Annotated in this window: 14 protein-coding genes; 6 read left to right on the top strand and 8 right to left on the bottom strand. The window is 38.4% G+C overall.

Features of this window, described 5'->3' with window-relative positions; all coding sequences use genetic code 11:
- Positions 1 to 116 precede the first annotated feature (116 nt).
- Positions 117 to 686 (top strand): outer membrane beta-barrel protein, encoded by a 570-nt coding sequence (locus C9J45_RS05490; protein ID WP_107287580.1) that lies wholly within the window; start codon positions 117 to 119, stop codon positions 684 to 686.
- A gap of 49 nt (positions 687 to 735) precedes the next feature.
- Here C9J45_RS05490 and C9J45_RS05485 read toward each other — a convergent pair whose 3' ends face one another.
- The 5 genes from C9J45_RS05485 to C9J45_RS05465 form a co-directional block, all read right to left on the bottom strand.
- On the bottom strand, positions 736 to 1,209 hold the full coding sequence (locus C9J45_RS05485; protein ID WP_107287581.1) for a hypothetical protein: 474 nt from the start codon (positions 1,207 to 1,209) through the stop codon (positions 736 to 738).
- The gene (locus C9J45_RS05480; RefSeq protein ID WP_107287582.1) at positions 1,209 to 1,988 is read right to left on the bottom strand and encodes a winged helix-turn-helix domain-containing protein; all 780 of its coding nucleotides are present in this window, start codon (positions 1,986 to 1,988) and stop codon (positions 1,209 to 1,211) included. Before C9J45_RS05480 ends, C9J45_RS05485 begins: the two co-directional genes overlap by 1 nt.
- 149 nt (positions 1,989 to 2,137) lie before the next feature.
- Entirely contained in the window at positions 2,138 to 3,532 is a 1,395-nt protein-coding gene (locus C9J45_RS05475; RefSeq protein WP_107287583.1) for a peptide MFS transporter, read from the bottom strand.
- A gap of 407 nt (positions 3,533 to 3,939) precedes the next feature.
- Positions 3,940 to 4,896, bottom strand: a complete 957-nt coding sequence (locus tag C9J45_RS05470; protein WP_107292267.1) for an electron transfer flavoprotein subunit alpha/FixB family protein — start codon at positions 4,894 to 4,896, stop codon at positions 3,940 to 3,942.
- Positions 4,896 to 5,729: an electron transfer flavoprotein subunit beta/FixA family protein gene (locus C9J45_RS05465; protein WP_107262104.1), complete on the bottom strand. Its 834-nt coding sequence runs from the start codon at positions 5,727 to 5,729 to the stop codon at positions 4,896 to 4,898. Before C9J45_RS05465 ends, C9J45_RS05470 begins: the two co-directional genes overlap by 1 nt.
- 131 nt (positions 5,730 to 5,860) lie before the next feature.
- On the opposite strand from C9J45_RS05465, the gene C9J45_RS05460 reads away from it, so the two are divergent.
- From C9J45_RS05460 to C9J45_RS05445, 4 genes are all read left to right on the top strand, one after another.
- The gene (locus C9J45_RS05460; protein WP_107207220.1) at positions 5,861 to 7,570 is read left to right on the top strand and encodes an electron transfer flavoprotein-ubiquinone oxidoreductase; all 1,710 of its coding nucleotides are present in this window, start codon (positions 5,861 to 5,863) and stop codon (positions 7,568 to 7,570) included.
- A gap of 383 nt (positions 7,571 to 7,953) precedes the next feature.
- Positions 7,954 to 10,251 (top strand): formate C-acetyltransferase, encoded by a 2,298-nt coding sequence (gene pflB, locus C9J45_RS05455; RefSeq protein ID WP_107207221.1) that lies wholly within the window; start codon positions 7,954 to 7,956, stop codon positions 10,249 to 10,251.
- A gap of 287 nt (positions 10,252 to 10,538) precedes the next feature.
- Entirely contained in the window at positions 10,539 to 11,372 is an 834-nt protein-coding gene (locus C9J45_RS05450; protein WP_107287585.1) for a C13 family peptidase, read from the top strand.
- 285 nt (positions 11,373 to 11,657) lie between these two features.
- Positions 11,658 to 12,071: a hypothetical protein gene (locus C9J45_RS05445; RefSeq protein WP_107207223.1), complete on the top strand. Its 414-nt coding sequence runs from the start codon at positions 11,658 to 11,660 to the stop codon at positions 12,069 to 12,071.
- Between the two features lie 155 nt (positions 12,072 to 12,226).
- Here the strand turns inward: C9J45_RS05445 and murP are convergent, their stop codons facing one another.
- A complete protein-coding gene (gene murP / locus C9J45_RS05440) occupies positions 12,227 to 13,681 on the bottom strand; it encodes a PTS N-acetylmuramic acid transporter subunit IIBC (protein WP_107207224.1) in 1,455 nt (484 codons plus the stop codon).
- 31 nt (positions 13,682 to 13,712) lie between these two features.
- The gene (gene murQ / locus C9J45_RS05435; RefSeq protein ID WP_107207225.1) at positions 13,713 to 14,618 is read right to left on the bottom strand and encodes an N-acetylmuramic acid 6-phosphate etherase; all 906 of its coding nucleotides are present in this window, start codon (positions 14,616 to 14,618) and stop codon (positions 13,713 to 13,715) included.
- Between the two features lie 252 nt (positions 14,619 to 14,870).
- On the opposite strand from murQ, the gene C9J45_RS05430 reads away from it, so the two are divergent.
- A complete protein-coding gene (locus C9J45_RS05430; RefSeq protein WP_107207226.1) occupies positions 14,871 to 15,722 on the top strand; it encodes an SIS domain-containing protein in 852 nt (283 codons plus the stop codon).
- A 66-nt stretch (positions 15,723 to 15,788) separates the two neighbouring features.
- Here C9J45_RS05430 and C9J45_RS05425 read toward each other — a convergent pair whose 3' ends face one another.
- Positions 15,789 to 16,304, bottom strand: coding sequence for a GNAT family N-acetyltransferase (locus tag C9J45_RS05425; protein WP_107207227.1), 516 nt, complete (start codon positions 16,302 to 16,304; stop codon positions 15,789 to 15,791).
- Positions 16,305 to 16,331 lie beyond the last annotated feature (27 nt).

Genomic DNA, 16,331 nt, shown 5'->3' with positions numbered 1-16,331 from the left:
ATCCGCGTTTCTCCTTGCTATTCCCTTAGCATTTAGGTCATTCCAACTTATTGTAATTAGCAACTTAGGGTGACAAACACTTAGTTTTAAAATTCATACAATAAATAGGATAAAACATGAAAAAGATTATTACTCCATTAGCACTTGTTATTTCAGCATTCGCAGTTACTTCAGCACATGCAGAAATTAAACAAGATTACTTTGTCGGAGCTGATCTTGGTTTACGACTTTCTGGCGCAATGGAAGCAAAGTCAGCTCTTGGAAATAATGATTCGGATTTGGACAATAGCGCGATTTACGGTATTCATGGGGGCGTAACGCTTAATGATCATCATCGCTTAACCTTAGGTTACACTCATGAAGAACTGGCTTTTAAAGACGAAAGTGATTCAACAGGCTTAGATACAGTAAAAGCTAAGTATGATTACGTCTTCAACTTAACTAATAATTTTAATCTTACCGCTGGTGCTAACCTAGGCTACGAAATGGCTGAAGACAACAGCAATCTTGATGGAATGGTATATGGTTTTCAAGCAGGCGCTGAGTATAACTTAAACCATTGGGCATTTGGTGGCGAGCTAGGCTATACACTTCATACTGCTGAGGATGATTCCACTTTTGCTCTATTAAAAACTAGCCTCCAAAACGAAGCAACGCTAATGACAAATGTGACATACCACTTCTAATTCGATCTGATGCTGAACGGCGATATTGCATTTCATATCGCCGTTATTTTTATTGACTAGGGTTACTCTTAACATATAACTGTACATAGTCGTTATCATTAACATGAATAATCACTACATGCTGGTCGTTATATATCATCTTAAAATTTCTATACTTTCCTTGTTGAGAAGTAAATAAAAAATGTGTGTAAGGGGATGCTTTTGTTGCGTTATCCACTTTTGCTTGTTGAAGTAAAGTAAGATCTGATTTCACACGGTAACTACCATTGTAGAAACTATACAAACGCCCTTTCTCTCTAAAAATGGCAGTTTCATCAATACCACTTCCATCAACAAAAACTTCTGCTGTATATTTATTGTTCGTAAAATTAACCTTGGTAAGAATATGCCAATCACCATGTAGTTCAGTGGACTCACGTAGTTCGGAAGAAAAATTATCGTGATTAACAAACTGATTATGGCTAAACCAGAGTGAAGAGCCGAATATACATGCTGAAATAGCAAACAGTAACCACATTTTCATTACTGCTCTCCTTGAGATAAGTTTACTCTTAACCTTTCAACAAGGTTTTTCTCATCAAAAATAAAGCTTTTCCCTTTTGCATTCTTGGGATCAAAGTAAGAAATATTAAAATGGCCTGAAATTTTATCGACGAAAAATAGGCAGTTACACTTCTGCTGCGATAATAAAAAGCTAAGCTTTGGGTTTAACTCCATTCCTTTACGAGTGATAACTGTATGAGAAAATCCGCCACTAGTCAGCTCTGTTACATGATAACCTTCTGCAATAAATTGTTCATTTTTAGAAGGGAGTAAACGTAAAAAATTAAATAACGATCCACCAATTAATAATATCGATAATGTAAGTAATATTTTATTACGCACACTTATTTTCGATTTTATTTTATATTCAGTAGGTTGAAGATTTTCACTTTCATCACTTTTAATTGTAATAGGTTCTTCAATACTCGTTTCGACATTAGCTATAGTTATCACATCGTTAGAAACAAATTTATAGCCTACTCTTGGAATAGTTATTATTAATTCTTCATCCTCGAAAAAAAAGACCAGCGCTTTCCTGAGCTTAGCGATAGATTTCGTTAAAGAAGAATCAGTTACTACAGTATGTTGCCAAGCAAACTCTTTTAAGGTTTCCTTGAACACTGTTTCATTAACCTTGCTTAACAAAATTTCGAGTAACTTAGCTTCTGTGAAGTTCAGTACTTGTTGTTTTTCACCATTACTTAAAACGGCACGGTTAGAGCAAAAAGTTACATTTTTAATTCTATAGTTATTTAGCATCTATAAGCTTACAGCCTTTTTCGATATCATTTATCTAATACCTGCCATATTAATTTTCGAATATCTAACAGTTACTTTTCAAATTATAACAAAAAAGCCCATAGCTATTCCTAACTATGGGCTAAACGAAGAGATGAATCGTTTAAATTTTAATTTGCTTCTGCAAGTGTAGCTTCCGCTTCTTTCATTGCAGTCGTTGGTTGGCCTTCTGCACCGTGCATCCAGTCAACTAACTTTCCTGAGAACACGATAAGAATAAGACCTGATAGCGTTGCAGCAATTGCGATACCACCAAAGATAGATAGCGCACCAGCATCGCCAATATGTGAACCAATAATACCCGCCGCATAGTTCGCTAATGCGTTAAACGAGAACCACACACCCATTAGTAGTGAACATAAGCGTAATGGTGCAAGTTTCGTTACCATCGATAAACCGATTGGTGATAGACATAGTTCACCCAATGTATGGAAGAAATACGCACCTACAAGCCATAGCATTGATGTTTTAACAGTTAAATCACCACCTTGTTCTAACGCTGCTCCCACCATGAATAGGAAGCCAATTGCTAGGAAGAACAATGCTGCTGCAAATTTAATTGGTGAGCTTGGCTCCTTCGAGCCCATTTTTACCCATAATGAAGCAATAACAGGCGCTAACGTAATAATGAAGAACGGGTTAAGTGATTGGAACCACTCTGTTGGTACAGTAAAGCTGCCAATAATACGATCTGTATACTGTTGGGTGTAAATGTTCATCAATCCACCGGCTTGTTCAAAGCCAGCCCAAAAGACAATAACGAACAGACCCATGACCATAATAACTTTTAAGCGATCACGTTCAACTTTTGTTAATGGCTCTTTTTTACCTGACTTGTTTTTAGCTGCATCACGTTTAGCCGCAGCCTCAATACCAATATCGCCCAAATAACGACGTGCAAATAACATTTGAAGCGTTAAACCAATACAGATACCGATACCAGCAGTTGCAAAGCCTGCTTTATAACCCCAGATTGTTACAGCTGTACCTGCAATAATACCAGCAAGTAGCGAACCTAAATTGATACCCATATAGAAAATGGTAAATGCACCATCACGACGGTTATCACCTTCATCATAAAGATCACCAACCATAGTTGAGATATTGGCTTTAAATAAACCATTACCGATGATCATCAACGTTAGGCCAGCATAAAAAACATGCAATGCAGAATCCCCAACAACCGAGTTAGGTAATGCAAGAACAAATTGTGCAGCAGCCATTGCCACACCACCTATCATGACGCAACGGCGTTGTCCTAAAAAGTTATCGGCAATCCAACCACCGATGAGAGGAGTAAGATAGACAAGTCCGGTATAAGTCGCGTAAAGACTTAGCGCATCTTTTGCTGTCCAGCCAAAACCACCGTCCATTGTTTTTGAAGTTAAATAAAGGACAAGAATGGCGCGCATGCCATAAAAGCAAAATCGCTCCCATAGTTCAGTACCAAACAATAAGAACAGCCCCTTAGGGTGTCCTAGTAATGTGCTAGAGTCTCTTCTCATAATTATTCCTTTTAATTCGTTTTTCATTCAGTAAATGAATACTGGCATTACTTATAAGGAATAACTATTCACATATCAAATTAGCACTAAATTGCTATAAGATTTGTTTTTTAATAAGCCTATGATTTTAAAATAGAATAAAAATACAACAACGATAATGAAAAATAATATTTAACTTTAACAGTAGATTAATGAACCACTCAACCATAAATTACTAGTCTTTTAAACCAAAAAGGAAGTGATAATTAGTGAATACCTATAAATATTTCATTTAACTTACAAATATAACAAAAATGCCATCATTTAGAGTGCTTTTTAAACAAGGATCAGTTTCTATAACTTGTATTGCTTAAGAAACATACTCATCCCTTTTAAGATAAAATGTGAAAAATTATTCTCAACGCACCCTATTTACATTTAGATGAAAGCTCAGGGACTAAATCGAATAAATCTCCCACTAAACCGTAATCGGCATAAGAAAATATACTTGCATCAGGATCATTATTAATAGCCACAATCACTTTTGCATCTTTTATCCCAGCAATATGTTGAACTGCACCCGAGATCCCAACAGCAATATAAAGTTCTGGAGCAATAATTTTCCCGGTTTGCCCTACTTGGTAATCGTTAGGTACGAATCCAGCATCCACGGCTGCGCGAGAAGCACCAACCGCACCGTCTAAGGTACCTGCTAATTGCTCAATCAATAAAAATCCATCTTTACTTGCAACACCTCGCCCACCTGCGACCACAACACGTGCTGTAGTAAGATCTGGTCGCTCATGGTTACTCGTTTGCATACTGACAAATCGGGTACGGGTTAATGAATGACTTATCTTTAGCAATTCTTGCTCGGCGGGTTGCTCCGATAACCCACAAGGCTCGAAACTAGCACTGCGAATTGTTGCCACCATAACAGCCTCACAAGACTTAACCTCAACCGTTACGTTACCGGCATAAATAGGACGAACGACTGCATCTAAACCAGTAAATGCCATCACATCGGATAATTGCTCTATACACAACATCGCAGATACTCGCGGCAATAGATCTTTACCTGATGTGCTACTGCTCATAAAAATATGACTATAGTTTGATTCAATATCCTTAATGACCTTAGAGACGTTTTCTGCCAAACCATGCTGATAACAAGCATCATCCACCAATAACACTTTATCAATATCGGCTAACTCTGCTGCCTGCTGTGCAACACATTCACATTGAAAACCAACCACGACAATATGGATACTTAACCCCTTGCTAAAACACTGTAATGAAGCTGCCGCAGTAACAACTTTACGTGTAGCTAACGAAATATTCTGATGATCATGCTCTGCGATAATCAAAATGTTTTCTGTCTTCATTAGATCACCTTTACTTCATGACTTAACTTATCAATAAGTGCATCAACATTGTCGACCATAACCCCAGCTGTCCGTGGTTTTGGCGCGTTATAGTGAAGTATTGTTTGAGACGTTGTCTTTATCAGATTTTCCAGCGATGGGTACTGCACGCTATTTTTTTCAATAAAGTCTTGCAACGAAATAGTCGTTAATGGTTTAGCTTTCGCTTTCATAATATTTGGAAGTGATGCAAATCTGGGTGTATTAAGTCGTAAATCGCAGCTAATCACACAAGGAACTTTAACCGCCAAAGTTTCAAGACCACCATCGACTTCACGAGTCACAATAAGCTCATCTAATATCGAAGGGTTGTCATAGTTAATCTCTGAAGCATAAGTCGCTTGTGGGCAGTCTAATATTCCCGCCAGCATTTGAGGTGTTTGATTGTTATCGCCATCAATAGACTGTTTCCCCATTAACACCACATCACTCTTGTTCTGTATAGTTAATACAGATAACAGCATTGCTATTTTTAGCGGGGTGATATTTGTTACATCGTCACTTTCAGTTTGATTAGTATTGATATGAATAGCGCTATCGGCCCCTAGCGCGAGTGCCGTCCTTAATGATTCATTGCAACTATCATCCCCAATACAAACAACAACGACCTCTGACGCTATCCCTTGTTCTTTAAACTGTACGGCTTGTTCAAGTGCGATTGCACAAAAAGGATTAATGGTTTTCTTCACATTATGATCGTCAATACCACTATTATCATCCTTAACACGGATCGCTACATAAGGATCAATCACGCGCTTAATCGCCACTAATATACGGATTGTAGATTCTGCCATATCACATACCTCTAATAAGAAGTCGTTGATTTAACGGCTAATACAGGAACGCCTTTGTTTCTTTGAGCCTAGTTGAATTTACGTTTACGTCAACTGGACTATAGTTAAATGAAGCAATAAAGGAGTCATCTATGGCAGAGGAAGAAAGTGCTCAAGACAGTATCTCTTTTGATGTTTTAATCGTCGGCGCAGGACCTGCCGGGCTTGCTAGTGCTATCCAACTTGCGCAATTAGCCAAAGAGCATCAGCGACCATTCTCTATTGCTGTAATAGAAAAAAGTGCCGAAATCGGCGGACATATTTTATCTGGCGCCTTATTTGATCCCCACGCACTCAACGAATTATTACCAAACTGGCAAGATACTGATTGCCCAGTCCGTACCAAAGTAAAACATGATGAGTTTTATTGGTTAACCAACTCACAATCAGTATTTTCAATCCCACCTTTATTACGTCCAAAAGTGTTTGAAAATCACGACCATTATATTGTTAGCTTAAGTGAGTTATGCCGTTGGCTAGCAAAACAAGCCGAGCTATTGGGTGTCGAAATCTACCCTGGCTTTTGCGCTGACAAAATACAGTTTGAACACCAAAGGAGTGACAGCGTAACAAGTGATAATGCCGATTTACCCATTTACATGAGCACCGTAAAGGGGATTACAACCAAAGCAATGGGATTAGACAAACAAGGTCACAAAAAAGAAAACTATCAACCCAGTATGCTGATTAATGCGCGTTACACTATTTTTGCCGAAGGTAGTCGAGGACATTTAGGAAAAGCGCTAATAAAACAACTTAAGCTCGATAAGCACAAACAACCGCAACATTACGCATTAGGGATAAAAGAAATTTGGCAGGTTCCCAAGCAACAGCATCAACAAGGCAGAGTGATCCATAGTTTGGGGTGGCCACTAAGCGAATCAAGTTCAACGGGTGGCGCTTTTATGTACCACCTTGGTGATAACCATATCGCAGTAGGGCTTATTACCGACTTAAACTACCGTAACCCTTACCTTAGCCCGTTTGATGAATTTCAACGGCTAAAGCATCACCCTCTATTTGCGCAAGTTCTTCAAAACGGAAAACGAATTGAATACGGTGCAAGAGCGATTACCAAAGGGGGGTTAGCCTCCCTACCCAAACAGTCATTCCAAGGCGGTGTATTAATAGGCTGTGATGCTGGTACCCTGAATATGAACAAATTAAAAGGCTGCCACACCGCGATGAAATCCGGGATGTTAGCGGCAAGCGCGGTATACAGTGAGTTAATTCGTGATCATTCCCATACCGAGCCTTGCTATAACGCTCTTTTTGAAAGTAGCTGGCTGTATGATGAACTTCATCAAGCGAGAAATACCACTGCAAATATCCATAAATTCGGTCAACTGAGTGGCGCTATTGCAACCTATTTAGAGCAAAGTCTATTTAGTGGTCGTGCAAAATGGCAGCTTAATAACAATGTGCCAGATCATACTTGCCTACTGCCTATATCAAAAACAAACAAGATAAGTTACCCCAAACCTGATAACCAATTAAGCTTTGATAAAACCTCTTCACTCTATCTTGCTTCTATTAGCCATCCTGACGATCAACCTTGTCACCTTCAATTACAAGATGCTCAAATACCAATAAGCCAACATCTAAAAGCGTTTGATGAACCTAGCCAACGTTACTGCCCTGCAGGTGTTTATGAAGTTATTGAAGAAAATAACCAAGTGAAATTTCAAATCAATGCAAGTAACTGTTTGCAATGCAAAGCCTGCGATATAAAAGATCCTTCTCAGAACATTTCTTGGACGCCACCAGAAAGCGGATCAGGGCCTAATTATAGAAAAATGTAATAAGTCTAAACTTTTTTTGAATTAAAGTTCTTAAACACAACAAAATGCTTCTAACATCATATTGATACAAATAAACGTATAACACATTGTTTATTAATACATATATCTATCTATACATCATGTATTATTCACATGTATGCATTCAATGCATTTAAAAAATGAAAACCATTCATTTTACTCATAGCCTTATAAATCATAGTATTTATCTCAAGCCAAGAAGCAGTTAAGACAGCGAAATGACGACTGTTGAATAATAAAAAATAGGCTTCCAAAGCAGTGAATTAAATCAGCCGATCGTGCTCAACACACATCAGATTTTAAGTTTATGGTGAGTCAGTTTCATCATAACGCATTCGCATATATCACCTATTGAGGTAAACATTATGACAATCCCTACTACAGAAATGTTAGAAGCGTGGAAAGGTTTTAGCGCAGGTAACTGGCAGCAAGAAGTTAACACTCGTGACTTCATCCAGACTAACTACACGCCTTATGAAGGGGATGAGTCTTTCCTAGCCGATGTTACAGAAACAACAACATCACTATGGAATACCGTTCTAGAAGGTATTAAAGAAGAAAGCCGCACTCACGCGCCGGTTGATTTCGATACTGATTTACCATCAACAATTACTTCTCACGATGCAGGCTACATCAATAAAGATCTCGAAAAAATCGTAGGTCTACAAACTGATAAACCACTTAAGCGTTCAATCATCGCTAACGGTGGTATTCGCATGGTGAAAAACTCGTGTGAAGTATACGGTCGCAAACTGGATGAAAGTGTAGAGAAGATCTTCACTGACTACCGTAAAACACACAACAAAGCATGTTTCGACCTATACACTAAAGAAATCCTAGCATGTCGTAAATCTGGTATTATCACAGGTCTTCCAGATGCTTACGGTCGTGGTCGTATCATTGGTGACTACCGTCGTCTAGCGCTATACGGTATTGATTTTCTAAAAGCTGACAAGCAAGAACAATACAAGTCAACTCAAGCATTCCTAGAGCAAGGCCATGATCTAGAAAAAACACTTCGCCTACGTGAGGAGTTAGCAGATCAAGTTCAAGCACTAGAAGACATCCGTCAAATGGGCTTGAAATACGGCATCGATATGTCTGCACCTGCTCGCACAGCACAAGAAGCGATTCAGTTCACTTACTTTGGCTACCTAGCAGCGGTTAAATCTCAAAACGGCGCAGCAATGTCACTAGGTCGTACATCAACATTCCTTGATGTATTTATCGAGCGTGATATTCAAAACGGCTTGATCAACGAGCAAGAAGCGCAAGAGATGATCGACCACTTCATCATGAAGCTACGTATGGTTCGTTTCTTACGTACACCTGAGTACGATTCACTGTTCTCTGGCGACCCAATCTGGGCAACAGAAGCAATGGCTGGTATGGGTGTTGACGGTCGTACTTTAGTAACGAAGAGCACATTCCGTTACCTACACACACTACACACAATGGGTCCTGCACCAGAGCCAAACATGACTATTCTTTGGTCTGAGCAACTCCCTATTGCCTTTAAAAAGTACGCAGCGAAAGTATCGATTGAAACATCATCTGTTCAATACGAAAACGATGATCTAATGCGTCCTGATTTCAACAACGATGACTACGCAATCGCATGTTGTGTAAGCCCACAAGTTGTTGGTAAACACATGCAGTTCTTTGGTGCACGCGCTAACCTTGCAAAAGGTCTGCTATACACTATTAACGGCGGTATTGATGAAAAATCTAAAGCCCAAGTTGGCCCACAAGTAGCAAAAATTGAAGATGAAGTATTAGACTTTGATTCACTAATGCCACGCTTTGATTCAATGTTAGATTGGTTAGCAACACAATACGTGACAGCACTGAACATCATCCACTACTCTCACGACCGTTACAGCTACGAAGCATCACTAATGGCATTAATGGATCGCGATGTACGCCGTACTATGGCATGTGGTATTGCAGGTCTTTCTGTTGTTGCTGATTCATTATCAGCAATTAAATTTGCGAAAGTAACACCAGTACGTGACGAAGATGGCGTAGCAATCGATTTTAACATCGAAGGTGACTACCCTAAATTCGGTAACAACGATCCACGTGTTGATGATATCGCTTGCGACCTTGTTGAGCGCTTCATGAAGAAAATTCAGAAAATGCACATGTACCGTGAAGCAATTCCAACACAGTCAATCTTAACCATCACATCAAACGTTGTGTACGGTAAGAAAACAGGTAATACCCCTTGTGGTCGTCGTGCTGGTATGCCATTTGGCCCAGGTGCAAACCCAATGCACGGTCGTGATGAAAACGGTGCGGTTGCATCACTAACATCTGTATCTAAACTCCCATTTGCTTACGCGAAAGACGGTATCTCATACACCTTCTCTATCGTGCCAAATGCATTAGGTAAAGATGAAGAAACACAGAAACAAAACCTTGCAGCACTAATGGATGGTTACTTCCACCACGAAGCAGCAGGCACAACAGATGGCATTGAAGGTGGTCAACACCTAAACGTGAACGTATTAAACCGTGACATGTTACTTGATGCTGTTGAGCACCCAGAGAAATACCCACAGCTAACAATTCGTGTTTCTGGTTACGCAGTGCGTTTCAACTCACTGACTCGTGAACAACAACAAGATGTAATTAGCCGTACCTTTACTAATAAGATTTAATAAATAGCTACTACATTGGTAATATCCGACTAACTACCTAGGTATTACCATTTTGTCGCCATAGTTCCCTACCTAACTATGGCGGCTTTTTTATTCATTATTTACAGAAAATATAATCGTGAAACCTACTCTTTCAGCTTCTTAATTAACAAAGTTTTTATACTTACAATGTAAATAAATTACAAATGAGGTTGTGAAGCCACTCGATAAACTGTATTTATTGCTCTAATTTAAGTCTTCAGTTTTGTATAAAGAATTATCAATGACTAAAAAGATCAATAAAGAACATGTTAAATGCAACCATTCAGCCCATTACTTCTGTTCCTAAATTAATACTTATCGCACTTTCTTTCGCAATTCTTTCAGGCTGTGCGTCGAAGGAACTTCTGCTAGCTCAACCATCTTTAGTTGAACAGCAAACTTCAAAATTGTTACCACAACGCCCAAATAAAACAGACTTATATTTTGTAGGTTTTGCTGCAGACTCTAGTCAGAACGTATTTAGTAAAGAAGTTAAATATGCACAACAGTTATTTGATAACAAATTTGATACCAAAGGACGCTCTGTCACATTGATTAATCACTCATCAACTATCAATGAAGCTCCGATGGCTACACTATCGAATCTTGATAATGTATTAAAAGATATTGGTAATACTATCGACAAAAATGAAGATATTGTTTTTCTTTTTCTTACTGGACATGGTTCTTTTGAAAAAGGCTTACACTCTAAATTTTGGCCGCACCATAAAGAGTTAATAACACCTAAAGATCTTAAAAAATCCCTCGTTGAGTCAAAAATAAAGTGGAAAGTTGTCGTGGTTTCATCGTGTTTCTCAGGACAATTCGCTAATGAAATTGCAGGTTTACATACTTTAGTTATTACCGCGAGCAATCCAAGCCAACCATCATTTGGTTGTACCAACACCTCTGAATTTACCTATTTTGGTGAAGCTTTCTTTAAAGAACAGCTTGCACAAAATGCTTCATTTATAATGGCCTTCATCGCGGCAAAAGCCAGAATCACAGTTAAAGAAAATAAAATGGGATTCGAGAATTCACAGCCAATGATGATTACGTCAAAACCCATTATCGATAAGTTAAAAGAAATATCTCAATAATATTATTATTTCAAACTATATCGTTCTCTGGAGTAACAAACGACAAAGCGGAGCCTTTTGCTCCGCTTTATTGCACAAGTGTTGGTAAACTTTTTTATAATTAACTTTTCAGATCGTAATAATAAGTCTTAAAGCTCCAAAAATTTTATATCGTTAATTTAACAAATTATTACACTTATCACATTCAGAATATTTCCCATACATAAAAGTAAATTTTTACTTGATAATGCTTAATGTTAAATACTACTATTTTATTCTTAATTAGTAAGTCAAACAGGAAGTATCATGTCTAAAATAATTCTTAGCTCTATTTTTTTGATGATTACATTGACAGGATGTCAAACATTAAGTATATCTCTTCCAGAATCTGAATATCAAGGAAATCTACCTCCGCAAATTAAGAATGAAATAGCAAAAAGTGTTAATGATACTGAAATTGAGGGTATGAGAGGCGCTACAGCTAAAGTATATTTTGATAGTGAAAAATCACTAATGACTATTGCATACATGTTACGAAACCCACACTGGCAATGGACAATATATAAATCAGATGTAGAAAAAGACTCCTTTCCTTACTTATGTGAAAAATACGGCTATGAGATACACAATGGACTTGGTATACGTTATTGGTTTTCAGGATCTGGTGGCTTTACAACTGACACTGTAACAAAAGAAGTTTGTAATTCATTATCTAGCTAATGATTCTTTATTATATAAAAAATTTAATTTTTATGAGCGGTAAGTTAAACCATAAATATATCACTTTTAAAAACTCAACTTACCCTGAAAACGGTGCACTTTGCACCGTTTTTTATTTACTTCATCTTTTATACTAAGAAGCCTTCCTTATCATTTTAACTTAAATCGACATTTTTCGTACCAAAGAACCATGTTGCGACAAAACCTACGATATAAGCAATCAGCAAACCAATGGTAAAAATGGCCATACCTGCAAAGATACCAGAACTTGAGGTCATTAACGGTAAAGCAACAATACCAGATGGACCAAATACTGTATTTAAACCAATCGGTAATCCCAGATACGATACTAACCCAATAAAGAAACCACCCGCAGAGCCCCCCACACATGCAGTAACAAAAGGTTTAACCCGCGGTAATGTCACACCATAGATAAGCGGCTCGCCGATACCTAATAATCCCGGAATGATCGCCCCTTTTACCTGCAGACGTAACAAAGATTCTTTTTTCGCTTTAGCATATAAAGCCAGTGCTGCACCTACTTGCCCTGCTCCTGCCATGGCTAAAATCGGGAAAAGTGAGTTAAATCCTTGTGCGTCCATAAGAGCAAAGTAAACCGGAACAAAACCTTGGTGAATACCAAACATCACTGAGATTAAGAATAAACCGGCTAAGATCGCACTACCGAATGGATTACCATTTAAGTTGATAAATAACCATGACATCCCCTTAAATAGCTCACCACCAATTGGCATGATAATCACAAAGGTAACAGCGCCCATAATCAACAAGGTGATCATAGAAGTTAAGATCATATCTAAATTATCTGGAATATATTGGCGGACTTTTTTCTCAACGCCTGCACCAATAATGGCAGCAATCAGAACCCCAATAATATTGCCTCGTGGATCGATACCATTGCCGAAAAAGTCGTTCATTCCAGAGAAAATGCCAGACGTTGCATCTGGGTTATAACCAAGTACAAACAGTGACGCTAAAATCGCACCGTTTACCCCTGAACCACCAAACGCTTGCTGCGCATTGTAGCCAATAAGGATACTTAAGAAGCTAAATAAACCTTTACTGAAAACTTTCATATACGCAATTAAATCAAGTAAATGCGCATTAGGCGAGGCCTGCCCTATAACAAAAAGTTGTTCCAGCAAGGTCGCGATACCGAGTAATAAACCTGCAGCAATGAAACCGGGGATTAAAGGCGTAAATATAGTTGCAAACTTGCTTAGAAAGCGTTGTGCTGCACTGGTTTGTTTTTTCTTTAATTGCTGTTTATGTGCAGAAGCCACATCTTTTAGGTCGGAATGTGTTTTTGGAGAAGTTTTCTCCTCACCTTGCTCGTTCTCAAGCATACTATTCATCATTTCAGCTGCAGTTTGTGCTTTGCCCGGTCCTAACACAATCTGAAATTGATCGTCACTTTCAACTAACCCCATCACGCCTGCAATACGTTTGATTGAGTCACGATCAGCTAAGCTGTCATCTCGTAGTGTAAGACGTAATCGCGTCATGCAATTACCGCATTTAATAACGTTTTCGTTACCGCCGATTGCAGTGAGTATCTCTTGCATCATTGAAGCAGTTACTTTGGCCATCTTATGATCCTCGATATAACCGATTGTTTTATTATTTTTGGTCTAAAAGTGCATGACGAATAAAGCCATGATGCTTACCGAGTTTTGCAGTCGCCAACTCAGCATCAATATCAAGTAAAATCATAAGGATTGCGGTTTTACAATGGTTATTACACTGCGCAAGTGCCTCCGCTGCTTGTAATTCACTGCACCCTGTCGCTTCAACTACAATATTTTTTTGACGTTGGATAAGTTTGGCGTTGGTTGCTTCAACATCAACCATTAAGTTTCCAAAGACTTTCCCAGTACGGATCATTGCCCCTGTGGTTAACATATTTAGTACTAATTTCTGTGCAGTACCGGCCTTCATTCTTGAAGAGCCCGTTACCACTTCAGGCCCAACAATGGGGGTTAATGAAATATCTGCTATCTGCGTCATTGGACTATTCGCATTGCAACTTAAGGTAGCAACGGTTGCACCGATACTTTTTGCGTAATTCATTGCACCTAAGACATACGGCGTACGTCCGCTTGCAGCAATGCCAACAAGCACATCTTTTTCATTAAAACCAATCTGTTGTAAGTCACTTGCACCTAATTCAACATTATCTTCTGCATTTTCAACCGCCTTTAAAATCGCTGTATGACCACCAGCAATTAAGCCAACCACCAAATCGGGATTAGAACCGTATGTAGGAGGACATTCACTGGCATCCAAAATACCTAATCGACCTGATGTACCCGCACCGGTATAAATCAAACGTCCACCAGATTGGAAAGCATTAGCGATAAGATCAACAACCTTGGCAATTTCAGGAATAATGGCTTCTACTGCAAGTGCCACTTTCTTGTCTTCTTGATTGATAACTTTCAACATCTCAACCGTTGATAGCATATCGATGTTTTCACTATCTTTATTTCGGCTTTCTGTCACTAAGGTTGTTAGATCAATTTTCATTATCTGCTCTCTTCACTTGGAGGTTTTGTTGAGAGGCATCATATAGAATAAAAAATTCATTTAAGTGATAGTTATCACAACTAAAATTATTCATTTTGTGCCAAAATTAGAGAATAAATACGAGTCACAACTCTTTTAAACATTCTAAAGAATATAAAAATAACTTATTTATTCAGATAGTTAATTCCATTCAGGTTAAATGAATAATGTTTAGGTCTCGTTGAATAATTAATTCAATATAATTAGGGAAATATGAGTATTTTAGAGCGAATGCAAAACCAAAGAAGTAGCTTATCGAGTAATGGAGTAAAGATATTAGACTTTATTCTTGAAGACCCAGCTTCGTTAAGTGCCTATGTCAGCCAAGATATAGCGAAAAAGGTAGGTGTTTCACAATCTGGTGTGATCAAATTTGCTCAACGGCTTGGTTTTAAGGGGTTTACAGCACTAAAACTTGCCATAATTGAAGATCTTGCTCAACAAAATGCCATTCTAGAACCCAAAAGACCTATTCATAACAAGATCCATAGCGATGATTCTTCAATAACGATTGCACAAAAGTTAATACAAGAGAAAACACACGCTATGATTGCGACAACCAACGCTATCAACTTTTCAGAATTTGAAGCTATCGTAAAACGGCTAAATCAAGCGCATCGCATACAAATTGTAGGCATTGGGGGTTCAGCATTAACCGCCAAAGATCTCACTTTTAAGCTGTTAAAATTAGGTATTACTGCACTCACTGAACAAGATACACATGTGCAAATCGCAACAGCGAATACATTAACGAAAAACGACATACTCATCGCTATTTCATTTTCAGGAAAACGGCGTGAGATAATAATGGCAGCACAATCAGCTTACGACAAAGGCGCGACAGTCATTGCGTTAACAAATATAAAAAAGAGCCCCTTACGGCAATTAGCCCACTATACGATTGACACTATTGCCGATGAAAAACAATTTCGAAGCTCTTCAATTTCTTCGCGAACCGCACAGAATGTTATCACTGATCTCCTTTTTATGGCCTTATTACAGCTGAAAAGCGATGATGCAAAACTACTTTTAAGTGATATATCATCAGTCATTGATAGAATTTAGCTTAATAATTACCAATACAACATTTGCAAATGTATTTTAATGTCAGACCGTGTCATTAAAGTGAGCTTATAATGTAGAAAGGTAAACACAAACCTCACGCTCTTTTCCTTGCATGTGGTTTATCTGATTACCTTTATAGGTTACGCCAAGCTTGTTGATAACCGATCTTGAACGTGCGTTATCAGCTAAATGGGTTACTTGTAACTGCGTTAAGCCACAGTGCTCTTTCATGTACGAAATTAATAAGCTTGACGCTTCAGTCGCATAACCATTTCCCCAAAAAGGAACACCCAGCCAGTACCCAAGCACACCTACGCCATTTTCTATTTTCGGGAAACTAACCGTACCAATGACTTCCATTGTTTGTTTTAAAACGATGGCGTAAACAATACCTGTACCGCTTAAGAACATGTTGCTATGTCCCTGAATCCAAGTGTGTGCATCCGATACAGAGTATGGATAAGGTATATTTGCTGTCATGTCAGAAATTCTTTGATCACTTAGCAAGTTAGCTACTCGTTCAGCATCTGTTAGCGTAAATGGTCTCAAAATTAAGCGTTGGCTTTCTATTGTTTGCTGCATCACATTTGGCTCCGTTTCCTTAATGAT

It is taken from the genome of Photobacterium sp. GB-1 (assembly GCF_003026165.1).
Classification (GTDB): Bacteria; Pseudomonadota; Gammaproteobacteria; order Enterobacterales; family Vibrionaceae; genus Photobacterium.
This window is presented reverse-complemented; position numbering and strand designations above follow the sequence as displayed.